The sequence below is a fragment of the uncultured Pelagimonas sp. genome (genome assembly GCF_947498515.1).
Lineage (GTDB): Bacteria > Pseudomonadota > Alphaproteobacteria > Rhodobacterales > Rhodobacteraceae > Pelagimonas.
In genome coordinates this window covers 1-23149 of record NZ_CANMKO010000009.1, presented here as the reverse complement: position 1 = coordinate 23149, position 23149 = coordinate 1, and the positions used below count along the sequence as shown (strand labels likewise).

Here is a 23149-nt window from a genome sequence, read left to right as displayed (position 1 = left end):
CGTCCTCTGTTTTCCCGGAGACTCACCCATGCCCGCCGACGCGCCAATCACGCAGGACGTATTGACCATTCCCCGCAAACTGCCCGAGGGCGGTAAGCAGAACCTTGTTGGTTTGACACGGGCGCAGATGCGCGACGTGCTGATCGAGGCCGGGACCAAGGAAAAACAGGCCAAGATGCGTGTTGGGCAAATCTGGCAATGGATTTACCAATGGGGCGTGCGCGATTTCGACAGCATGACCAATCTGGCCAAAGATTACCGGGCCATGTTGGCCGAGCAATTTGTGATCGAAATCCCCGAAGTGGTGTCCAAGCAGGTCTCTGAGGATGGCACCCGTAAATACCTTGTGCGCATTGCAGGCGGTCATGAGGTTGAGGTCGTTTACATCCCTGAAGAGGGTCGCGGAACGCTGTGCATTTCGTCTCAGGTTGGCTGCACACTTACCTGTACGTTCTGCCATACGGGCACCCAGAAACTGGTGCGCAACCTGACAGCCGGTGAAATCATCGGTCAGGTCATGATGGCGCGCGATGATCTAGATGAATGGCCGACCCCCGGCGCGCCCAAAGATGAAACCCGCCTGCTGTCCAACATCGTTTTGATGGGCATGGGTGAGCCTTTGTACAATTTCGACAACGTCCGTGATGCGATGAAGATCGCCATGGACCCCGAAGGTATTCAACTTTCGCGCCGTCGGATTACCCTGTCGACCTCTGGTGTTGTCCCCGAGATTGCCCGCACCGCCGAGGAAATCGGTTGTCTGTTGGCGATTTCGTTCCACGCCACCGATGACGCAACCCGTGACAAGCTTGTGCCGATCAACAAGCGTTGGAACATCGAGGAGTTGCTTGGTGCCTTGGCGAGCTATCCGAAAGTGTCAAATTCAGAGCGCATCACCTTTGAGTATGTGATGCTGCATGGGGTAAATGATACGGACGAAGATGCGCATCGTCTGATTGACCACATCAAAAGCCACAACATTCCGGCCAAGATCAACTTGATCCCGTTCAATGAATGGCCCGGTGCGCCCTACAAACGGTCTTCGAACAACCGCATTCGCGCCTTTGCCAATATCATCTATCAAGCGGGCTATGCCTCGCCCATTCGCAAAACCCGCGGCGAAGACATCATGGCCGCCTGTGGTCAGTTGAAATCGGCGACCGAACGGGCGCGCAAATCACGCAAGCAAATTGAAGCAGAAGCGGGCCTTAATTCGTAAAGGCTTCGAAAGTCGCACGCATCTGGGTGGCATCGGCCTTTTGGCCGGTGAATAGCTCAAAGCTTAGCGCCGCCTGATGCACCGCCATGCCCGCCCCGGACAAGGTCGCACAGCCCAGCGCCCGCGCATGGCGCAATAATTCGGTTTCCAACGGGAAATAGACGATGTCGGCGACCCAATGGTCTTGGGTCAGAATGTTGGCGGGAATGGCGCTACCGGGGTAGGAGGCCATGCCCATGGGCGTCGCGTTTACAAACCCTTGGGTGGGGTGTGACATGTCCGGAACGGCCTCGGCGATAGTGCCCAACCGGGCCGCCAATGTTTGTGCCATGCCCTGATCCCGATCAACAATCAGCAAATTTTGCACCCCAAGGTCGCGCAGCGCAAAACCAACCGCCAGACCGGCACCACCGGCGCCCACAAGCGTGACCGTCTCCAGTGCAGCATCCGCAAGCCCCTCCCCGAATCCCTGAGCAAAACCGGGGCAATCCGTGTTGTGGCCGATACGCTTGGTGCCATCAAAAACAACCGTATTGACCGACCCGATTTGCCGCGCGGCGTCCGAGGTTTGATCAAGGAGACCAATCACCGATTGTTTGAAAGGATGGGTGATATTGAGACCGGCATAGCCATCGGCCTGCGCCGTGGTAAGCAGTTCGGATAGAGAACGGTGATCGTCCTTGGTATCAAAGCGATCATAGCAAAGGTCCACCCCTTGCCGCCGACCTTCGGCTTCGTGCATGGCCGGGCTGCGCGATGCAGAAATCCCCTGCCCGATCAGCCCGACCTTGATGCTCATGCCAATGGCACCCGAAGCACACCCGCAGGCGGCAGAGTATGGCCATCGACCTCGATAGAGTCCGTTGTGTGGTTGAACCAGAAGCGTTCCGTTGCGGTTTCTCGGGTGCGCAACCCTTTGGGAAGCTGGCGCATTTCCAGACCAGCGTCACCGCCAATCAATGCAAGCAAGCGATCCATCGCATCGCTATCACCCCAACCCGCCATATAGGTCATGTGGCCTTCGCGCATGGCAACTGGCGCGCCGGTTTCGGTCTGCAACACAACTTCGCCGCTGCCTTCGATTTCTTCGAAATAGCGCGTGATCGCACCGCCACCATCGAGTGGAATAGGCATATCCGGACGCAGAGTTTCAAGCCGTGAGACAGTCACATCCATCCCCGGCATCGCGGGTGGAAGCGGCGCATGTGGCATCACAAAATCCGCATCCCGCGCGCCGGTGCGTGGACCAATGACAACCTGCGCGTCGCTTTGGGCAAGCGTCGTTTTGATGTCATCAGGCAAGTGCATCAGGCCCGGCGCAAAGATGGCTTTGTAGCCGTCGAACACATCGGCGCGCAAAGGCACGATGTCAACAGTGAGCCCCGCGCGGCGCAAGGCGCGATAGGTGTCCAGAACGAGAAAGAAATAGCTCAACCCCTGCCCTTGCGGTTGCACCGTCCACATCCAGTCTGACACATAGTCAAACACCAACGCGACAGGGGCCTGCTTCGGCTGAACCTCGGGCGCGCCAACAAGTTCGTCACGTACTTGGCGCGCCTCATGGATCGCCGGGGCATCCTTGCTATCGGGTCGCAACATACCTGCGTGGAGCTGTTCCTGTGCAAACGGGGCCTGACGCCAGCGGAAATAACACACGGCTTCGGCCCCGTGGGCAAAGGCTTCCCACGTCCAGAGACGAACCATCCCCGGCAGAGGGGCCGGGTTGTACGGGGCCCAGTTCACCGGACCCGGTTGTTGTTCCATCACCCACCAACGGCCCTGCTCGACTGGTTTATTGCCTTTGGCGGCCCCAACGGCGCGATACAGGTCGTGATGAAAGGCCTGAAAATCCGGGTCTCCTTGGCGGGCAAAATCGATCTGATGCTCGCGTTCAGCACCCAAACGATCCTCAAGGAAACCAAGGGGGTAGCTATCCCAGCTGGCGATATCGAGATCAGCGCCAACATCATAGTGATCAAATCCGGTGATCTTCCCCATATAGTTATGCGCAATCGGGGCGCTGGAATTGGCGCGCAAAATGTCGACCTGCATCCGGTTAAACACCACCACCTGATCGGAGCAGAACCGATGAAACGCAAGGCTATGAGCTGGGTTCGGTTCGGTCACGGTTAGGTTAGGCAAATCCACCTGATCAAAGGAATTGTATTCCATCGACCAAAAGATATTGCCCCAGGCCTCATTCATGGCCTCAACCGAGTCATATCTCTCGGACAGCCAAAGGCGAAAGGCGTCGCGGGCGGCGTCGGAATAGCTCACGATGGTGCCATGGCAGCCATATTCGTTGTCGGTTTGCCACGCGGCGATAAATGGGTTTGCGCCATAACGCTCCGCCATCAGCGTCACAATCCGGCGGCACTCCTCAAGATACCCCGTGTGGCTAAAGCAATAGTGCCGACGCGAGCCAAACTTGCGTGGATTGCCGTTTTCATCGACCGCAACCATATCGGGATGTTTGTCGACGACCCAACGCGGAGGAGTCGCAGTAGGAGTGCCCAGCACCACCTTAAGCCCCGCCTTGCCCAACACGTCAATCGCACGATCCAACCATTCCCACCGTAGATCGCCGGGGGTCGGTTCAATCCGCGACCAAGCAAATTCGCCAATGCGCACCCATGTCAAACCCGCCTCGACCATACGCTCGGCATCTTGTTGCCAAATCTCTTCGGGCCAATGTTCAGGATAGTAACAGGTGCCTAGTGTGCGTTTCATGCCTTGGCCTCATCATAGGCCGCCACAATCTCCGCTGCCAGATCCGCAACCTGACTGGCGCTATAGCCCGGCTTGTAGATATTGGAGCCGATGCCGAAACCCGTGGCCCCGGCTGCAATCCAATCGCCAAAATTATCCGGCCCTGCGCCACCTACGGCATAGGTTTTGGTTCCGGCTGGCAGCACAGCCTTGAGCGCTTTGAGGCCCTCGGTTCCGAGCTTGAAGCCCGGAAAGAATTTCAAACCATCGGCACCGTTGCGTAAGGCCGAAAAGGCCTCGCTCGGGGTTAAAACACCGGGGTAGGACAACATGCCCGCCGCCTTGGTCGCGCGGATCACATCCGGGAAGGCATCAGGGGACACCACCATTTGCGCGCCAATCACGGCGAGCTTGTCAACCTGAGCAACCTCAAGGACCGTTCCCGCACCAATCACGGCGCGATCTCCGGCGTGTTTGATCATTGCTGCGATGCTATCAAACGGGTCAGGCGAGTTCAGCGGCACTTCGATCTTGGTGATCCCGGCGGCAATAAGAACATCGGTGATTTCAATCGCTTCGGACGGTTTTAGGCCACGGAGAATGGCGATGATTTCGCGCGTCATTGAGCATCCTTAAGGGAGGTATAGGCGGCAGTTAAACCGCGTAGAGTTATGTCTTCGGCATTGATGGCGCGGGGCATAGCGCCTTGAGCGTTGAGGGCACTCATGTACGCCTTGGCGATACCATCTTCGCCTAAAACGGCCACATCCCGCCCCAACCAATAGGGGCGCGCAGCCGCCAGTTCCATGCCGATCAGATGCCCAGACAAACGCGACCGCGCCGCTACTGGCCCCAACCCATGCAGCAAAGATTCAGCCCGCAACGCAAAGAGATCACAGCCGAGCGCCGCCGGGCGCGACATGCCTTCGGAAACGGCGTCAAGAAAAGCCGCATCGTCCCATCCATCCGCGCCAAGAGAATGCCGCAGAACCGATTGACCACCGATCAGAGCGAATAGTTCCCCGGTCATAAAGGTGCGAAAACTTACGACTTCTTCGGCACTGATGTGCACCCATTTGTTGTGGGTTCCGGGCAAACATAACACCCCATCAAACTTGGGTTCCGCCGCAAGAAAACCTGCGATCTGGGTTTCCTCACCGCGCATCACATCGGCGGGCTTGTCCTGTTTGATGCCGGGAAGGATACGCACATCCAGCCGGCTGTCTTGCGTCGAAACGCGGGTTGCTTGTTCGATTGTCGGTGCGGCGCAAGGCGCGGTGGCATAGGGGGCCTCAAACCACCCTTGGCGAGACCCGGCCATGCCACAACAAACAACCGGAATTTGAACATCGCTGGGAAGATCAATTCCAACCAACTCTAACAAAGCGGCCTCATAATCGGCGGCTGTCAACTTGCTCATGCCTTTATCGGATTCGGATCGTGACAAAACACGTCCCGCGCCATCCATCAGCCATACGCGCAAATGCGATGTTCCCCAATCCACGGCGATCCAGGCAAGGTCACTCACAACAGCTCTCCCTCAAGTACCCACATGGTTTCAGGGAAGCTCCATGGCAGGGTCAGGCCATGACGCATAAGAAATTCACCGCTCAACTCGACCGGCCCTTGTTTTAAGGCCGGTTTTGCGCGCGAAAGGCCCGGTGCCTCCCCTCGGTTGCGCAGGCAAATACGATAGGTCGCGTCAGATGTCAGCCCCGTCAATCGAAGTGGGCGCGGAAGAATTTGCGTGCCGCTGGTCGCCTTGCCGGCAAAGACCACAAAGCGTGATCCATCCTCGGCCAACTGCTGTTCAGCAATCACCGCGTCATCATTGCTATCAAGGCGCAAAATATCGGCGCGGCACATCCAATCGCGGTTGTCTTTCCACCACGATGTGACATCCCGAAGGATCTCTGCCTCATCCTCGGTCAGTTCGCGTGGGTCCATCTCAAACCCCAAGTGGCGTTGCGCCGCCACCCACGCCCGGAAGCGAATATCCATCACCCGGCCCGATGTATGGCACTTGCGCGGGCCGACATGCGAGCCCGTCACCACGGACGGAAGCAAAAGCGCCACCTCATGTTGAATGCGCAATCGTTCCAACGCGTCGTTGCTATCCGAAAGCCAGACACGTTGGGTTTGGCGCAAAATTCCGGTGTCTATCCGACCACCGCCAGAGGCGCAGCTTTCGATTTCAACCAACGGATGGGCGGCCCGTAAGCGCGCCATCAGCTCCAATGTCCCATGCGCCTGCGTGGCATCGGGGGTCGGCAGCAACCGGTTGTGGTCCCATTTGACATAGTCAATGTCATGCGACCCAAGTACCGCGCTGATCTTACCAAACAGATGGTCGCGAACATCCGGATTTGCCATGTCCAACACGCTCTGCTGGCGGCCTTCGATCTGATCAACCCGACCCAAAATCCATTCAGGATGGGCGCGGGCCAAATCACTATCGAGGTTGACCATTTCCGGTTCGAACCACAGGCCAAAGGTCATGCCCAATCTTTGGACATGCTCAATAATTGGGGTTAGGCCGTCGGGCCATTTGCGCGGATCAATGTCCCAATCCCCAAGGCTCGAGGTATCGTCATCACGCTTGCCAAACCAGCCGTCATCCAAGACGAACCGTTCAGCCCCCAGATCGGCAGCACGCTTCGCGATGTCCTTAAGCGTATCGAGATCGTGATCAAAATAGATCGCTTCCCAACAATTATAATGCACCGGGCGTGGCGTATCCGGCTTTGGCCAGGTGACGACATCGTCTCGGATATGCCGCTGAAAGGCGGTTGCACAGCCGTTTAACCCGGTGGTCGAAACCGACAGGACAAGCCGCCCGGTTTCAAACTGTAGGCCTGTGCCATGGCTACCGGTTGTGTGGCCCCACTGTATTTGCCGACGACCGTCAGGCAATTCCTCGGCACTCATGGCATGACCACCGGGCCAACCATAGTGCATCCCAAAGGCCGTGCCTTGGGTATTGGTACATCCCGTTTCACAGAAAAGTGCCAAGGGCGGGTGTTCGTGCCCCGATCGCCCGGAGCGCGCTTCGCGTTTGAAAACACCCGGCCCCCAAGGGCTACGCTCGGCCTGAAACTCTCCGATCCAACGGCCCGAGAAATGGCGAATATCCCCCGATTGTGGGCCGGGAAGAACAGGGGCAGAAAGGTGATGCAGAGTAATCGGGTCATCCGCCTTGATCACGGTTTGCGCTTCGATCACGTCACCTATGGCGTCAAAGGCAAAAGAAAGGGTCAGTCCGAGCGCGTCATCGCGCACCGTAAAGTGCTGACCATTCCCGTCGATCAACTTGAATTGCGGATGCAAAGCCTGACCATCACGATAGGCGACCAGCCCCGGCTGCATATGCAGGCTATCGCCTTCGACAGGACACAAAGAGATCGGTGGCAAACGGTCAATCATCCCGCCTGTCACATCGACTTCGGCCTGTGCAGCAATGGCGTTTAGATCACATTCAGGCAGGGCCGGGCCCCAATAGACGGCAGCAGGTATGCCGCCATCAGAGGCCAAGACCAAGGCTTGGCTAGGTGTATCAATCCGCCAAGTCTTCACTTAACAGCCCCCAGAGTCAGACCTGCGATAAAGTGTTTCTGCATCAGGAAGAACATCGCCACCGGTGGCAATGCCGCCACGATCGATCCCGCGCTCATCAAGTGGTATTGCGCCACAAATTGCGAGTTGAACGAGGTGATACCGGCGGTCACGGGCTGTGAGTCCGGGCCTTGGGTCAACACGATCGCCCAGAAGTAGTCATTCCAGATAAAGGTGAAGATCAACACCGAAAGCGCGGCAATCGCCGGGCGCATCAACGGTAGCACCACGTACCAAAATATCCGCCATTCTGCGACACCTTCGACCCGCGCGGCTTCGATCAACTCAAATGGCAGAGCCCGAATGAAGTTGCGCATAAACAAGGTACAAAACCCGGTTTGGAAGGCGATATGGAACAAAACCAGCCCAAGTTTGGTATCATACAGGCCCGCGGACACGGTCAGATCGCGCACCGGAACCATAAGGATCTGGAAGGGTACGAAGTTGCCAGCAATGAACAGGAAAAAGATCAGCAAGTTGCCTTTGAAGCGATAAATGCCCAGCGCAAAACCGGTCATGCAAGATAGGGCAACCGCACCAATCACCGTCGGCACAGTGATCAGAACCGAGTTCCATAGGTAACGCGGCATATCCGATTCAAAGAAAACCTTCCCGTAATTGGTCGCAAACTCGAACGACGAGGGCACACCCCAATAGTTACCGTTGGTGAAATCGGCCAGCGGCCGGACAGAGAACAAACCAACCGCAAGCAATGGCAACAGCCACATGATCAACGCCACCGGTAGCAGCGATTGATAGGCGATCTGTGCGCCACGGGATTGTTTTTGAATAGGTGTCGGAAACATGTCTGATACCTCCCTTAATGACGCGATTGGCGTTCTTCGCGGTACATTGACCACAAGAAATAAGCGATGAAGAACAACATGATAAAGAACAAGACAACAGCGATGGCCGATCCGTAGCCCATGCGGAATCCGTATTCCGACAACGCCTTTTCAAACATGTAGAACGACAGGACCCGCGTTGAGCCAAACGGCCCACCGTTCGTCATGATCGAGATCAGGTCAAACGAGCGGAGTGCGCCGATGATGGTCACAACGAAGGCAATAAAGGTAGCTGGACGCAGCTGAGGCAAGATCACATACCACAGCATTTTGAGCCCCTTCGCCCCGTCCAAACGCCCGGCTTCGACTTGTTCGGGATCAACGGCATTGAGCCCGGTCAGGTACAAGATCATGCAATAGGCCGTTTGCGGCCAAAGACCGGCGGCGATGATCCCGTAGGTCGCCAATGTCGGGTCGCCAAGAACGTTGATTGTATCCATACCCAGCGTCGTCAAAACCGCATTAAGCAGACCTTCGCGCGGGAGGTAGAACCAAGAGAAGACCAGACCAACGACAACTTGAGAGATGACGAAAGGGAAGAAAAACAGCGACTTGTATAGTCGGATGCCAAAAACCGTCTGGTTCAAGAACAGAGCGATGAACAACCCCGCCGGGATCGCCAGAAGGTATAGGACCAACCATTTAACGTTGTTCCAGAGCGAGATTTCGAAGTTGCGATCGGTCAGAAGCTCTTCGTAGTTGCGGGTGCCAACATAGGTTGCCTCACCCAAACCATCCCATTCATAGAGCGAAATGTTGAAGCTCTGAAAAATCGGAATGATCACATAGGCCGCAAAAAACAAGATCCCCGGCAGCAAGAACAGCAGGGGGGTCAGGGTCATACGATTTCGCTTGGCCCAGCTCTGATGTGCTGTGCTCATGTCTTATCCTCCCAAAGAACCGGCGAATGCGAAAACAGTCATCTACTGCTTGCGAATGCCCCGAAGGAATGCGCCCCACCAAGTGGCAGGGCGCAAACTGGATTACTTGTAGATACGCTCACGCGCAGACTCGAGACGGTTCAGGATGTCGTCGAGGTTGTCCGGGAACACCATGAATTCCTGCAGACCTTCCATACCGATGGAGGCCATTTCCGCCGGGAAATCGCGGTCAAAGAACTGAGCAATACCGCCAGTTGCATTGTTTGACAGCATGTCAAAGCCTTGCGTGATGAATTCATCATCCGCAACGCTCGAACCCGCGTTGACTGGCAGCTGACCAAGGCCTTCTGGGCCGTTGATCTTGGTCTGCACGTCAGGCGACGTCACATACTGAAGGAAGGCACGTGCCGCTTCTTTGTTCTGAGCACCCGAAGCGATGTGGAATGTGTCGGTTGGGGCATCTTCGCCCATCGGAACATCCGCGATCTTTGGGAACTGGTAGAAGTCGATCTGATCGTCGGTCATGCCACCTTCACGCAGATGTGGCACAACGAAGTTGCCCATCAAATACGCTGCAGCTTCGCCTTTGACCATGAAGGGCAGAGCTTCTTGCCAGCTGTAGGTCTGGTGATCGTCAATGAAGGCACCCATATCGATCAGCTTGCGCCAGTTTGCGAATGTTTCGCGCACTTCATCCGATGTCCACGATGCTTCGCCCGTGGCCAACTTCATGTGGAAGTCAAAGCCGTTGGTGCGCATGTTCATGTAGTCAAACCAACCGCCAGCGGTCCAAAGGAATTTGGAACCAATGGTGTAGCACTTGCGCCCGGATTCGAGGATTTTGGCACAGTTGGCCATTTCTTCGTCAAAGGTTGCTGGTTCTGACAGGCCCAACTCTTTGAAGATGTCTTCGCGGTAGTAGATACCCCACTGGTAGTATGTGTAGGGAACGCCGTACTGCTTGCCGTCCAAAGTCATCGCGCCCTTGACGCTATCCAGACCCGGCAGGTCGCCATTTGCGTACATGTCCGAGATGTCTTCGAACAGGCCAGCGTTGACATAGGGGCCCATGCGGTTGGCGGCATACCAGTTGATGACGTCAGGGGAATTTGCAGTCAGAGCATTGCGGATCTGGCTTTTCCAAGCTTCACGATCAACGATCTCAACTTCGACCTCAAGGCCAGGGTGCATTGCGTCAAAGTCAGCCGCCAGGCCTTCCATGATCGCGCGCGGTGCCGGGTTCGACATATCCGAAATAATACGAAGTTTGCCGCTCAGCTCGGCCATGGCCGGTGTAACGAGTGCGGTCGACAGGGCCAGTGCGCCTGCAACCGAAGCGAATTTCTTAAGCATGGTGTCCTCCCAATTGCTTGTTGTCGGGCGTTTCATTTTTGGTTCCAAATAATGAAACAAGTTTCCAACTATTGAAACTATGTCGGATTCGGGCTAGGACTGTCAACAGTCTCGTTAGGTCCTGCTAATGAGATCGCGGGAGGAGACGCTTATGAACAGTCAGGTAAAACCCAAGGCATCTACCGATGGAACTGTCGGCAAGGCATTGGAAGTGCTCGATTTGGTTGCAGCCAAAGGTCGGCCAGTACGCTTTGGCGAATTGCTTAGCGAATCCCCTCACCCCAAGGCGACCCTGTATCGTTTGGTTCAGACCCTGACCAATCAAGGCATGTTGGCCTATGACGAATCACATCAAACTTACGCGCCGGGGTTGCGTTTGGTTCGATTGGCCCACGCCGCGTGGCAGCAAAGCTCGTTGGCCCCGATTGCCCGCCCTTTTATTGATGACTTGTCGCGCGAAGTTGGCGAAACCATCCACCTTGCCCAACTCGATGAAGGGCAAGTTCTCTATGTCGACAAGCGCAATGCCCTGAAACCAATCGAAATGTTTTCTGCGGCGGGCAAGGTTGGCCCCGGGTATTGTACGGGCGTTGGTAAGGCGATGATCGCACATCTTGATGACGAGGCCCGCGAAGCCGCCATTCAACGGCAATCTTTCTTTGTTCATACACCCGGTACCATCGCAAACGCCGACGATTTTCGAGCCGAGCTGGATGCCATCCGCGCCGACGGTATCGCCTTTGACCGCGAAGAACACGAACCGGGCATCATTTGCATTTCCGCCCCGATCCTTGGCTCAAACGGCCGGGTCCTTGGGGCGATGTCGATCACCACATCGACGCAACTCAAATCGCTGGACGAGCTGACAACGCTGCGGCCCGCGCTGACCGAAACTGCACAAAAGATCGCTGAGGCTGCCGAATCCTGGCAGTTCCCTGCGTAAACCCAAGGAGACCACAATGTCTGGCGTCACGCTAAACAATGCTGTGAAGAAATATGGTGACACGCAGGTCATCCACAATGTGGATCTGCAAATCGAAGAGGGTGAGTTCTGTGTATTTGTCGGCCCGTCGGGCTGCGGTAAATCCACCCTGCTACGCATGATCGCCGGGCTAGAAGAAACCAGCGGCGGCCAGATAAGCATCGGCGCGCGCGACGTGACCCAAATGGATGCGGCCGATCGCGGCGTGGCCATGGTGTTCCAGACCTACGCGCTCTACCCGCACATGACGGTCGAAGAAAACATGGGTTTTGGCCTGAAAATGAACAAAGTGCCAAAGGCCGAAATCCAGAAAAAAGTGGGTGAAGCCAGCCGTATTTTGAAACTTGATGACTACCTGAAACGTAAGCCCAAGGCGCTATCTGGTGGTCAACGCCAACGGGTTGCCATTGGACGCGCGATTGTTCGCGGCCCAGAGGTGTTCTTGTTTGATGAACCCCTGTCGAACCTAGACGCTGAGTTGCGTGTTGATATGCGCGTCGAAATCGCTCGCCTGCACAAAGAAATCGGCGCGACAATGATCTATGTGACCCACGATCAGGTCGAAGCCATGACTTTGGCCGACAAAATCGTCGTGTTGCGCGCCGGGGTGATCGAGCAGGTTGGCTCTCCGATGGAGCTTTACAAAAATCCCGACAATCGCTTCGTCGCAGGCTTTATCGGTTCACCTTCGATGAACTTTTTGCGCGGTGTCGTCGATGGCGGCAAAGTTCGCCTAACCGATCTGAACCGCACGATCGAGGCCAATGTCACCCTTCCCGCCGATGGTAAACCGGTATTGGTAGGCGTTCGCCCCCAACACATCACTATTGATGAGACCGGGGATGATCTCACTTTGGACATCCGCGAACGTTTGGGCGGCGTGGCCTATGACTATCTGCTGACCGAAGCGGGTGACAAAATCACGGTTGAGACCGACAGTGACGAAGAAATCGCCGAAGGGTCCAAGGTCAGCATCGAATTTGCCCTGGAGAACACCATGTTCTTTGACGGCGAAACGGAAAAGCGCCTGCGTTAACTACAGTTAGTGTCTAATATAGAGAGACGTGCCGCCACAAGCGGCGCGTCTTTTTGCTTTAGATTTAAAGCACCGACGCAAATCGGAGCCTAGTCTTAAACGCGGAAATCTACGATTGGGGCTGAGGTATCAACACCCGCCTCATCCAGTTTTTCCAAAAGCAGCGAGGTGAAATCGGTTGTGTCATCATCGCTTTCGGACAGGGATTCTTGCAACTGTTCGACAACTGACTGAAGTGTTTGGACTGCTGCGCTATCAGGGCCTTGAGCGCCGCCACTACCGCCCGGACCACCGGGGCCACCCGGCCCGCCACCACTGCTTGGACCACCGGTGCCACCCGGACCTTTGCCACCACCTAGGTCACCCTCACCGGGCGCACCCAAACCTGCCTTTTGGGCTAGTTCTCGCGCATCAATGCCCAACCCGTTCAACGCTTGGGCCAACCCGTGACCCGGCCGTACGCCAAGCTCTTTTATCGCCTCAACAACGGCCTTGGCATCATCGTATGAAAGGTTTTTGGTATCATAGTTGGAGAGAACGTCATCCAACCCTTGTTTTTGATCGCTACTAAGGCTGCCAGAGCCCTGCCCCATCATGCCCATTGGCGGCATACCGCCTTGAATCATCATCATCACACACTTCTCTTTAACCACCGGTTTTCTTCCGGCCGCCAAAGTTTACGCGCGCAACGTTTCAATTTCCCTGCCTACCCAAAGGTTCCTCCTTGGGCAGGCCGCATTTTTTCATACTATTTAACAAAAATCGGGGTCAAAACTGACCGAAATCGATGTCTGCATCTTTATCCAAACGACCACTCACTTCGGGCAATGGGTATTTCAGGCCCGTCGCACAGTTCCAAAGCACGGCTTTGTCGGTTTTCTTGATCTGACCGGCGGCAAGCGCTTGTTTATAAGCGACTGCGGTTGCAGCACCTTCAGGGCACAAAAGCAGCCCTTCATCGGCGGCAATTGCGTCGCGCATGGCCATGATCTCTTCGTCCGGGACCGCAATCGCGAACCCATCTGACTCGCGCACCGCGCGGATAATCAAGAAATCACCGACAGCGATCGGCACCCGAATTCCGGCCGCAACGGTGTGGGCGTTTTCCCACAATGGGGCGTGTTCCTCACCCTCTTCCCACGCCTTAACGATGGGCGCACAACCGGTGGCCTGTACGGCGACCATGCGCGGCATTGGCCCGTCGATCCACCCCATTTCCTTCAACTCGGCAAAGGCCTTCCACATGCCGATCAACCCAGTGCCACCACCGGTTGGGTAGAAAATCACGTCTGGCAGCTGCCACCCAAGCTGTTCGGCCAGCTCAAGACCCATCGTTTTCTTGCCTTCGATCCGATAGGGTTCTTTGAGGGTGGAAATATCGAACCAGCCAACGCTTTCTTTGCCCTGCCCAACGATCTTGCCGCAATCGTTGATCAAGCCGTTGACCATATAGGTGTCACCACCTTGCGATTGAATTTCACGGATGTTGATGTCTGGCGTGTCCGACGGGCAGAGCACGGTTGATTTCATACCGGCGCGCCCCGCATAGGCCGCCATCGCGGCGCCTGCATTTCCGTTTGTCGGAATCGCCAGATGCTTTAACCCAAACTCCTTGGCCATCGACACAGCAAGGCACAAACCGCGCGCTTTGAACGACCCTGTTGGCAGGCGGCCCTCGTCTTTGACCAAAACGTTGCCCGATTGCGCGCCAAGATGATGCGCACTTTGCTCAAGTGGTATAATCGGTGTCATAACTTCGCCCAACGACACCCTGTTCTCGGCGTCCGCAACCGGCAAGAAATCGGCATAGCGCCAGAAACCGGGGACCTTGGACGTGGCCAATTCTTCTTTGCTGAGCTTGGCTTTCATCGCCTCCAAATCATAGCGCACCAAAAGAGGACGCCCAGCTTCGGACAACCCGTGCACCTGACCCGCCGGATAGATTTTGCCAGTCAGCGAACATTCTAAATGGGTAACAAAGCTCATATGCGTGGTCCTTTCGCGCGCGGGTTCACGCTTTGCTAGGGGGGCGGCCCATGGCTCGGCAAGGTTGGAAACTCTGATAAAGAAAACACAAATCGCCGATTAACCGCTGCAAAATTGCTGTACGACCATGGGTGTAGCTTTTTGCGCTAGATGCGCGCGCGCCGACATGTCATTCAATTGGGCAAATGACCGGTAACAAGATCACATCATTCTTTCGCGGCTGGCTTGCTGGGCTGGCGGCTTTGGTGTTTTTGCTCGCCTCCCCTGTGCGCGCCGACGACGTTACGGTGTTCGCCGCCGCCAGCCTCAAGAATGCGTTGGACGAGGCCGTTGCCGGCTTTGAGGCGGAAACTGGCCATAAGGCCACCGTGTCTTATGCAGGGTCTTCGGCCTTGGCGCGACAGATAGAGTTAGGTGCCCCAGCTGACGTGTTTGTGTCGGCCAACAGCGATTGGGTCGACTATCTTGAAGGCAAAGGGGCGGTACGCGCGGATACTCGGATAAACTTGCTCGGCAACCAATTGGTTTTGATTTCTCATACGCCTCAAGCCGCGCTTGATTGGAAGGCCATCGACTTAGCCACGCTGATGGATGGCGGTCGGTTGGCCATGGCCATGGTACAGTCCGTACCAGCCGGGATTTACGGCAAAGCCGCTATTGAAAACTTGGGCCAGTGGGATGAGATCGCGCCCTTGGCGGCTCAGGTTGACAATGTCCGCGCCGCTTTGGCCTTGGTCGCCCTTGGCGAGACCCCGTTTGGAATTGTCTACGCAACCGACGCACTGGCCGATCCGCGTGTTCACATTGCGGCGCGCATTCCCGGTGATAGCCACCCAGCCATTCAATACCCGGCGGTTGCCATCACCACCGAAGACGCGACCATAACCCTGATGACTTATCTGCAAGGTGCACAGGCCAAATCAATCTTTGAAAAGTACGGGTTTTCCGTGCTGGTGGAATAAGCCATGGATTGGCTAAGCCCCGAAGAATGGAGCGCGGTCGCCCTATCTTTGCGCGTGTCGCTTTGGGCGACGGCTTTGGCCTTACCCTTTGGGTTGTTCATCGCCTATGCGCTGGCCCGGTGGGATTTTCCGGGGCGCCAAATCCTAAACGGGTTGGTGCATCTGCCGCTTATTTTGCCGCCTGTTGTCACCGGCTATTTGCTTTTGCTGACCTTTGGCATTCGTGGGCCGGTCGGGTCGATCCTACATGACATGGGCATTACATTGGCCTTTCGCTGGACCGGAGCAGCATTGGCCGCCGCGATCATGGGTTTTCCCTTGATGGTTCGGGCCATGCGATTGTCGATAGAGGCGGTCGATCCAAAATTGGAAGAAGCCGCCGCAACGCTGGGGGCATCTCGGGTTTGGGTCTTTGTGACTGTAACCCTGCCGCTGATCCTTCCCGGTGTTCTTGCCGGGGCTATTTTGGCCTTTGCCAAAGCCATGGGGGAATTTGGCGCGACCATCACCTTTGTCTCAAACATACCCGGACAAACCCAAACCCTGCCCTCGGCAATTTACGCGTTCCTACAGGTGCCGGGTGGTGAGGCATCGGCCCTTCGTTTGGTCGCTATTTCAGTTGTCGTTGCGCTTGGGGCGTTGATCCTATCCGAAGTTCTCGCCCGACGGATGGCACAAAGGATCGGTCGCTGATGGGGCTGTCTGTCAACATACAACATCGGCTTGGGGACACGCATTTCGACCTAAGCTTTGAGGCTCCGGATGGTTTGACCGTTTTATTTGGTCGTTCAGGAACCGGCAAAACGACCGTGATCAACGCCGTCGCCGGCTTGTTGCGCCCCGACACAGGGCGGATCATAGTCGATGATCGGATGCTTTTCGACAGCTCGGCAGGTATTAACCTCCCGGTTCACAAACGTCGCCTTGGCTATGTCTTCCAAGACGCGCGGCTTTTTCCGCATCTTAGCGTTCTCCAAAACCTGAAGTTCGGACAATGGTTTGCCCCCCGCGGTGCGCGCAAGGTAAGCCTTTCGCGGGTTGTTGAGATGTTGGGCATTGGTGATTTGCTTGAGCGAAGACCAGTGGGCCTATCCGGTGGGGAAAAACAACGCATTGCCATTGGGCGCGCCCTTCTCGCGGGTCCAGAATTAATTCTGGCAGATGAGCCCCTTGCCGCATTGGACGACGCCCGCAAAGCAGAGATTTTGCCCTATTTTGAGACCCTGCGCGACGAAACAAAGGTGCCCATTCTGTATGTCAGCCACTCCGCCGTCGAAGTTGCCCGTCTGGCCACAACGGTCGTCGCTTTGGAAAATGGCAAAATAGCCCGCCAGGGGAGCGCCGCTGATGTGTTGAGCGACCCAAGCTTTACGCCGACCGGCGTACGTGCCGCAGGGGCAATCTTGCAAGCCAAAATAACGGCGCACCACTCGGATGGGTTGAGCGAGTTGTCGGCCGGGGGGATTCCCTTGTTTCTGCCTAAACTCTCAAAACCCATCGGCTCTGAGGTGCGGGTTCGGATTGCGGCACAGGATGTTATCTTGTCCCGCCACCGGCCCGAAGGTCTTTCCGCCCTGAATATCCTGCCGGGGACAATCGAAGCCATTCGCGCCGGAGATGGCCCCGGCGCGATCGTGTCGCTCGTAACACCTGCGGGCAAAATACTGGCACGTGTGACCCGGCGCTCCGCCAATGCCATGGAGTTGCGCGAGGGTACCCCGTGTCATGCGGTGGTCAAAACCGTGTCGGTCGCCCCCCAAGATGTAGGTGGCGCTTAATCCTTGAGGTTCTGGGCCGATTGCCCAAGCGCCCGGGCGGCCTGCGCGAACAAAGTCACGTCGATCCCTGCCCCAACAAATGTCGCCCCAAGATCGACGTAGCGCTTTGCAGCGGCCAAGTCGGTGGTCAGGATTCCGGCAGCTTTCCCAGAGGCCGTAATTTTTTGCAAGGTCTCGGCGATGATCGCCTCAACATCCGGGTGCGACGGGTTGCCAAGATGGCCCAAATCGGCGGCGAGATCCGCAGGCCCTACAAAAACCGCATCGACATTATCAAGCGCCAAAATCCCATCCAAGGCGTCCAAACCCAAACGGTTTTCGACCTGCAAGATCAGGCAAATCTGATCGTCCGCTGTGGTCGCATAGTCCGGAATGGCTGCAAATCCTGACGAGCGTCCCAAAGCAGAACCAACGCCACGAATGCCGCGCGGCGGATACTGAACCGATCGCACCAACTCGGAAGCTTGTTCAACGCTTTCAACCATAGGAACCAAGATTGATTGCGCCCCAATCTCAAGAACCTGCTTCATCAATGCAACGTCACCCACAGGCACCCGCACCACAGCATGGGCCGGCGACGGATCGATAACCTGCAGCTGTGACATGATCGAGCGCAAATCGTTGGGTGCGTGTTCGCCATCTACCAAAAGCCAATCAAATCCCGCCGAACACATGATTTCAGTTGTATAGGAGTTGCCAAAACCAACCCAGCAACCAACTTGCAGCTCCTTGCTTTTCAACGCTTGTTTAAGAGGATTAAGAGGGGCTGGCATATGTGTTTCTCCTAGCGAACGTACGATGGTGTTTTATCTAACCTAGATTGTATTGTTTCGCTTTTTCGGCGACACCCAGATCAAGTCAACCTGAAAACCGGGTTTGCGGAAGTGTTGACGCGGGATGTCCAGCTCGGCAAGTCCTTTCGTCGACGGTTTGAAATCATCCGACGATTTCGTTCTCGAACCGAAAATCGCCCTGCAACTTATGACGGGCAGTTTAAAACAAAAGCAGCAGTTGAAAGTTACTTTTTGAGGGGATTAATCCTCATTTAGCTTGTAGAAAGTAACCTGAGCGAAGCCGGAGGCGAAATGAACCCAGAATATCTAGTTACGCACTCCGGTGGTTTTCACGCAGATGAGCTTTGTTCAACTGCGGTACTGTCCACATTGTTTCCGAGTGCGAAGATAGTTCGCAGTCGTTCGAAAGAGTGGATTTCCGCGTCTCCCGACAAAATAGTCTATGATGTCGGTGGCGTTTTTGATGCGTCTATTCATGCTTATGACCACCATCAACGCGGGGCCCCCCTCCGCAAAGATGGTCAACCCTATAGCTCATTCGGGCTCATATGGGAGCATTTTGGGAGAGCGTATCTTGGGACACAAAACGTTCCCACCGACCAAATAGAGATCGTTCACAAGAGCATCGACACCAGTTTCGTTCTCCCCATCGATCTTTTGGATAATGGCGCAATAGACCCGTCTGTCGCCGATATTTTGTCTCCTTTAACACTTCCCAACCTTCTTGAAACGTTAAAACCGACCTTTGATTCAGAGAAGGCCGAAGGGGAAAACTTGGCATTCCATGACGCGGTCAAAGTGGCCAAACTTTTCATCGAAGCCCAAGTCTCACAAGCCGCAGCTCATTTACGGGCAGAAAACCTCGTGAAGTTGGCGATAAAGGAATCCGAAGGGAAACACGTTCTCGAACTCCCTAAGGGCATGCCCTTTTGGAGTGCGGTTAATAGTGCAAAAGCAGAACACTTGTTGTTCGTTGTCCACCCAAGGGGCCAAGGGGATTGGGCTCTCGGCGGCATCCGAACCACAAAAGATAGCTTTGAATTACGTGCGAACCTACCACAAGAATGGGGCGGTTTGACCAATATTGACCTAGAACGTGTGTCGGGCGTAACAGGCGCAACTTTTTGTCACAACGGGTTGTTCATTGCGGCGGCAACGTCGAGAAAAGCCATATTGGCCATGGCTCAAATCGCTGTAGACAATGTGTTGAGCAAGTAGACTAACATGTCCAGCCAAACACCCATTTTGTACAGCTTTCGACGGTGTCCATATGCAATGCGGGCACGCCTCGCTATAGACAGCTCACAAGTTAAAACTGAATTGCGTGAGGTTGTTCTAAGAGACAAGCCGCCGTCGTTTTTGGCTGCGTCACCATCCGCAACGGTTCCTTGTTTGGTGCACAACAAAGGCGTGATCGACGAAAGCCTGGATATTATGAAGTGGTCTCTTAACCAGCATGATCCAGAAAGCTGGTTGATTATGCCTGATGAAGGGTTTGAATGGATAGAAAGATGCGACGGCCCCTTTAAAGAAAATCTGGACCGAACAAAGTATATCACTCGCTATCCAGATGCCGATGAAACAATTGAACGACGCCTTGCCAATGAGTTTCTCTCCGCCTTGGATGAGAAAATTGACACATGGATATTCGACCGCCCAACTTTGGCCGATTACGCCATTTTACCATTTGTGAGACAGTTCGCGAATATCGACATAGCGAAATTTCAAGATGGTCAGTTTCACTCTGTAGCCGGCTGGCTAGACCGTTTTACAACCAGTGAAAAGTTTTCTCGGATCATGCAAAAACACTCACCTTGGCATGAAAATACTCAGGGAAATACTTTCCCACCTTTTTAAGCGCCTTTGTTTCTTATGCAGTGTAAAATAAAATGTTTTAGAATTTGGTTGCAGCAACACGACTTGAATATTGTATCCGGAGGCTGCTTCGCTCGCGGTTAAATTCTTAGGGATAAGCGGAAAACTATCTTAGCCGCGTTGTTTTCGAATAGTCGCAATCGGAAGGGGAACGGCACTAATCGCCAGCCAAACGGCTAGCAGGCACCCAAGCCCGACACAGGTTTTGAATTCCTAAGAGTATTTGGGACACCGCTTTGGGGTGGCTTTCAGACCGGAGGAAACGCACAATCTGAACCGTCCAACAAATCTTTGTGTATGAGTCAAAGGTGAATTCTTGAATCGCTACTTTGTAGAATACTGCGACCCAATAGTTGGTTTCACAATGAGCCTCAAATCGTCCAAGTTGGTTCCATACGCCATCGGCTGCCGAACCCCTGGCAATGGGCACACATCAAACAATTCATCGACACCTTGCGAAAACTCTATGGAGTGCTCAATATCACCCGTTAGCAAATTAATGACGAAAATACCGCACGCTTGTTCAATGCCGTCATCCTGTAATTTAGCTTGCAGCGGCAAGTCACCAAAACCACCACTGCCGCTACGTTCGCGAGAAACTCCGACTATCGCATAGCGGCCGTGAAAAGCGAGCCCTCTTGGGAACCCAGGAAAAGCGCAAATATTTTGAACCTTTTGCGTTTCCAAATCCATTGAGCAAAGTGTACCACGACCGCTTTCCAGAAAGTAAGCTTTCCCATCGTGCAATCTTGGGGAATGTGGCATGTGTAAATCAGACAATAATATCTTATTGCTTTGGACATCCATCAAAAATCCATTGCCTGATCTTTTTCTTCTCCAACCATCGGACACGTTGGACATTTTCAATCCAGTAACAAGCCGGGCTCCTTCTTCATCAATAGCTAACCCATTGAGATGACACCGGTCTTCGGCGGCAATTTTGTCGATAAATGGTGGGGTCCACTTTACCTCAAAATTTCTTGTGTCAGAGAGTCCAGCAATACAATTGTACCGTGTCACAACAAAAAGCGGGCTGTTATCTGATGTGGTACACACATCGTGAATGTCCACATCGCCAACTAGATGCGTTTTCAATGGAACATAGGCTGTGTCATAACCACCAGTCACGGCATGGTCGGCCCCAAAGTCTGAAAACTCCCATAAATGTGCCAGGGTGCTAACAAAAAAGCCATTTTGCGTTAGGCTGATCCCCATGCACCTCGGAAAACTTCGGTCAAATATGGAAACACGACCATCTTCTGTTGACCCAATGAGCAACAGTTTGCCAACTTGGTAGGCTGAAACCGCCAAACTTAGTCTTTGCGATTTTAGCCATGCCGGAAATAGTCGCGAGAAGTGGAATTCCATGTATCTTTTCACCTATTCCATTTGTGAACCGATTGATGGGGCACACCAATTGGTTCACAAAATGCAACGCCCAAGGCCAGCCCGCAAGACGCTGACCAAAGCCAGTGTCTCAACTGAGCAAATCTGCGGGATCCACTAAGCCAACGACGTTTTCCAGAAGCACCGAACTTTGATCCGACAACATCACAAGCGTTGCATCGTTGCCGCCAATTCCGTCGGTATCAATTTCACCCATTGTGACAATGCTTACACCACCGGCTAGCTGAACCAGATCGACAGTTTCATCGAAATCAGTAATGACGTCGTTCCCTGTACCGGTGTTGAAAACGAAGACATCAGAACCGCTGCCCCCGGTTAGGGTATCATCGCCAAATCCGCCGCTAAGGGTGTCGTTGTCGCCGCCACCAGAGAGACTATCCGCACCGTTTCCACCATCGATGCTGTCGTCGCCAGCAAGCCCATTTAGTTGGTCATCTCCTATGCTTCCAACTAGGTTATCCGCTGCGGCGGTTCCAGTTACCGTATTCCCAAAGATGCCACTGCCATCGGGCTCATAGCCTTCGCTGGTCGCCACATCGACAAGGAAATTCGCGGCCGCGAAGTCGGTTGGGGTTGTGTCGTTAAAGCGGATGGCGGTGATGTATCCGTCGCCGCTGCCGTTGGTATCGATCTGCAAAAGGGTGTCGGTTCCATCGGCCTGCAGGCGCATAAACCCGGCCCCAAACGGGTTGGACGCCCCGTCCCACCCTGTCAAACGGGCGGTCAGGTAGAGATCAATGTCGATGACATCCTCGGTCACATCAAAGTCGGTGATCACAGTATGCCCCGTGCCGCTCTGATACAAACCGTCCAAACGCACCACATCTGCTCCGGCACCAAGCGTTACGGTCGAAACAGTGTTGTAATTGGCCTCGACAGAGAGCTGTACCAAATCGTTCCCATCACCGGCATCCACGACGTCGGAAGCGCGCGATCCGACACCGGAAATGGAGTCATTTCCAGTCCCGCCAAGCAACGTATCTTGCGCATTGGTGCCGCCGTACATCTGGTCATGACCGGCCCCGCCGTCCACAAGACCACCGCCGCCAATCGTGTCGTTGCCGTCACCGCCGGTAATCGTGTTGTTGTCGCCGCTCGCATAGACTTGGTCATTGCCCAGGCCGCCGTCCATTTGGTTCGATCCGCCTGTGCCGTTGTTGTGATAAATCTGTAGCTCGTCGTCACCGTCGCCACCCAGAACGACGTTGTCGCCGCCTGCGTTGTATCCGTAGACCGTATCGTCGCCGAGCCCGCCTTCAAACAGATTTCCGGTGCTATTGTAGCCGCTCATATAGTCGTCGCCGTCGCCGCCGCGAAGCACGTTGGAACCGCGACCGCCGTCCAGACGGTCATTGCCCAGACCGCCTTCCAAGACATCATCACCGTCCTGACCATAAAGCGAATCCGCCCCGTCACCACCGAGCAAAACATCATCCCCAGCCTCGCCCAAGAGACGATCCGATCCCGTACCACCGTCAATCGAATCTCCGGAAGCGGCCCCGGTCAACGTGTCGTTGCCCTCAAGTCCAATAATGGTATCCGCCCCAATCGTACCCGTCAGAGAGTCAGCCCCAGCTGTCCCAGTCAGCACAACACCTAAAGGGACGCTGCCGTCGGGTGGGTACGGCGGGGTGAAATTCGCGGCCGCGAAGTCGGTTGGGGTTGTGTCGTTAAAGCGGATGGCGGTGATGTATCCGTCGCCGCTGCCGT

At 55.0% G+C, this 23149-nt stretch carries 21 protein-coding genes; 8 read left to right on the top strand and 13 right to left on the bottom strand.

Translation table 11 applies throughout. The features are described from left to right. The first annotated feature begins 28 nt into the window (after window positions 1-28). Window positions 29-1219 (top strand): 23S rRNA (adenine(2503)-C(2))-methyltransferase RlmN, encoded by a 1191-nt coding sequence (gene rlmN / locus Q1A43_RS16770; protein WP_299937074.1) that lies wholly within the window; start codon window positions 29-31, stop codon window positions 1217-1219. On the opposite strand, the gene Q1A43_RS16765 is transcribed toward rlmN, so the two are convergent. The 8 genes from Q1A43_RS16765 to Q1A43_RS16730 all read right to left on the bottom strand — a co-directional run bounded on the left by Q1A43_RS16765 (window position 1209) and on the right by Q1A43_RS16730 (window position 10619). Next, a complete protein-coding gene (locus Q1A43_RS16765) occupies window positions 1209-2018 on the bottom strand; it encodes a shikimate dehydrogenase (protein WP_299937073.1) in 810 nt (269 codons plus the stop codon). The two genes, rlmN and Q1A43_RS16765, sit on opposite strands and share 11 nt — an antisense overlap. Next, window positions 2015-3949, bottom strand: coding sequence for a beta-galactosidase (locus tag Q1A43_RS16760; protein WP_299937071.1), 1935 nt, complete (start codon window positions 3947-3949; stop codon window positions 2015-2017). Before Q1A43_RS16760 ends, Q1A43_RS16765 begins: the two co-directional genes overlap by 4 nt. Further along, window positions 3946-4551: a 2-dehydro-3-deoxy-6-phosphogalactonate aldolase gene (locus Q1A43_RS16755; RefSeq protein ID WP_299937069.1), complete on the bottom strand. Its 606-nt coding sequence runs from the start codon at window positions 4549-4551 to the stop codon at window positions 3946-3948. Before Q1A43_RS16755 ends, Q1A43_RS16760 begins: the two co-directional genes overlap by 4 nt. Next, window positions 4548-5456 carry a 2-dehydro-3-deoxygalactonokinase gene (locus tag Q1A43_RS16750; RefSeq protein ID WP_299937068.1) on the bottom strand — a complete coding sequence of 303 codons (909 nt, stop codon included), beginning with the start codon at window positions 5454-5456 and terminating at the stop codon, window positions 4548-4550. The genes Q1A43_RS16755 and Q1A43_RS16750 overlap by 4 nt, the downstream gene beginning before the upstream one ends. Next, on the bottom strand, window positions 5453-7501 hold the full coding sequence (locus Q1A43_RS16745; RefSeq protein ID WP_299937066.1) for an alpha-galactosidase: 2049 nt from the start codon (window positions 7499-7501) through the stop codon (window positions 5453-5455). Before Q1A43_RS16745 ends, Q1A43_RS16750 begins: the two co-directional genes overlap by 4 nt. Beyond that, window positions 7498-8346: a carbohydrate ABC transporter permease gene (locus Q1A43_RS16740; RefSeq protein ID WP_299922850.1), complete on the bottom strand. Its 849-nt coding sequence runs from the start codon at window positions 8344-8346 to the stop codon at window positions 7498-7500. The genes Q1A43_RS16745 and Q1A43_RS16740 overlap by 4 nt, the downstream gene beginning before the upstream one ends. Before the next feature lie 14 nt (window positions 8347-8360). Further along, complete coding sequence (locus tag Q1A43_RS16735) at window positions 8361-9266, bottom strand: carbohydrate ABC transporter permease (RefSeq protein ID WP_299922848.1); 906 nt, start codon at window positions 9264-9266, stop codon at window positions 8361-8363. Between the two features lie 102 nt (window positions 9267-9368). Beyond that, window positions 9369-10619, bottom strand: a complete 1251-nt coding sequence (locus Q1A43_RS16730) for an ABC transporter substrate-binding protein (protein ID WP_299922846.1) — start codon at window positions 10617-10619, stop codon at window positions 9369-9371. A gap of 151 nt (window positions 10620-10770) precedes the next feature. Between Q1A43_RS16730 and Q1A43_RS16725 the strand changes: the two genes are divergently transcribed. Continuing rightward, window positions 10771-11562, top strand: coding sequence for an IclR family transcriptional regulator (locus Q1A43_RS16725; RefSeq protein WP_299937064.1), 792 nt, complete (start codon window positions 10771-10773; stop codon window positions 11560-11562). A 16-nt stretch (window positions 11563-11578) separates the two neighbouring features. After that, window positions 11579-12637 (top strand): sn-glycerol-3-phosphate ABC transporter ATP-binding protein UgpC, encoded by a 1059-nt coding sequence (gene ugpC, locus Q1A43_RS16720; RefSeq protein WP_299937061.1) that lies wholly within the window; start codon window positions 11579-11581, stop codon window positions 12635-12637. Window positions 12638-12732: 95 nt separating this feature from the next. Here ugpC and Q1A43_RS16715 read toward each other — a convergent pair whose 3' ends face one another. Beyond that, window positions 12733-13269 carry a hypothetical protein gene (locus tag Q1A43_RS16715; protein ID WP_299937059.1) on the bottom strand — a complete coding sequence of 179 codons (537 nt, stop codon included), beginning with the start codon at window positions 13267-13269 and terminating at the stop codon, window positions 12733-12735. Window positions 13270-13405: 136 nt separating this feature from the next. After that, window positions 13406-14623 (bottom strand): threonine synthase, encoded by a 1218-nt coding sequence (locus Q1A43_RS16710; protein WP_299937056.1) that lies wholly within the window; start codon window positions 14621-14623, stop codon window positions 13406-13408. Between the two features lie 185 nt (window positions 14624-14808). On the opposite strand from Q1A43_RS16710, the gene modA reads away from it, so the two are divergent. The 3 genes from modA to modC are packed head-to-tail and all read left to right on the top strand — an operon-like array spanning window position 14809 to window position 17363. Continuing rightward, entirely contained in the window at window positions 14809-15585 is a 777-nt protein-coding gene (gene modA, locus Q1A43_RS16705) for a molybdate ABC transporter substrate-binding protein (protein WP_299937053.1), read from the top strand. 3 nt (window positions 15586-15588) lie between these two features. Beyond that, the gene (gene modB / locus Q1A43_RS16700; protein WP_299937050.1) at window positions 15589-16278 is read left to right on the top strand and encodes a molybdate ABC transporter permease subunit; all 690 of its coding nucleotides are present in this window, start codon (window positions 15589-15591) and stop codon (window positions 16276-16278) included. Beyond that, window positions 16278-17363: a molybdenum ABC transporter ATP-binding protein gene (gene modC / locus Q1A43_RS16695; RefSeq protein ID WP_299937048.1), complete on the top strand. Its 1086-nt coding sequence runs from the start codon at window positions 16278-16280 to the stop codon at window positions 17361-17363. The genes modB and modC overlap by 1 nt, the downstream gene beginning before the upstream one ends. On the opposite strand, the gene Q1A43_RS16690 is transcribed toward modC, so the two are convergent. Then, window positions 17360-18136 carry an HpcH/HpaI aldolase/citrate lyase family protein gene (locus tag Q1A43_RS16690; protein ID WP_299937045.1) on the bottom strand — a complete coding sequence of 259 codons (777 nt, stop codon included), beginning with the start codon at window positions 18134-18136 and terminating at the stop codon, window positions 17360-17362. The two genes, modC and Q1A43_RS16690, sit on opposite strands and share 4 nt — an antisense overlap. 312 nt (window positions 18137-18448) lie before the next feature. Between Q1A43_RS16690 and Q1A43_RS16685 the strand changes: the two genes are divergently transcribed. Further along, window positions 18449-19375 carry an MYG1 family protein gene (locus tag Q1A43_RS16685; RefSeq protein WP_299937042.1) on the top strand — a complete coding sequence of 309 codons (927 nt, stop codon included), beginning with the start codon at window positions 18449-18451 and terminating at the stop codon, window positions 19373-19375. A 6-nt stretch (window positions 19376-19381) separates the two neighbouring features. Beyond that, window positions 19382-20014 (top strand): glutathione S-transferase, encoded by a 633-nt coding sequence (locus Q1A43_RS16680; RefSeq protein WP_299937041.1) that lies wholly within the window; start codon window positions 19382-19384, stop codon window positions 20012-20014. A 342-nt stretch (window positions 20015-20356) separates the two neighbouring features. On the opposite strand, the gene Q1A43_RS16675 is transcribed toward Q1A43_RS16680, so the two are convergent. Beyond that, window positions 20357-21400, bottom strand: coding sequence for a TIGR03032 family protein (locus tag Q1A43_RS16675; RefSeq protein WP_299937038.1), 1044 nt, complete (start codon window positions 21398-21400; stop codon window positions 20357-20359). A 109-nt stretch (window positions 21401-21509) separates the two neighbouring features. Further along, window positions 21510-23149, bottom strand: a 1640-nt coding sequence (locus tag Q1A43_RS16670) for a calcium-binding protein (RefSeq protein ID WP_299937036.1), incomplete at its 5' end; no start/stop codon positions are given.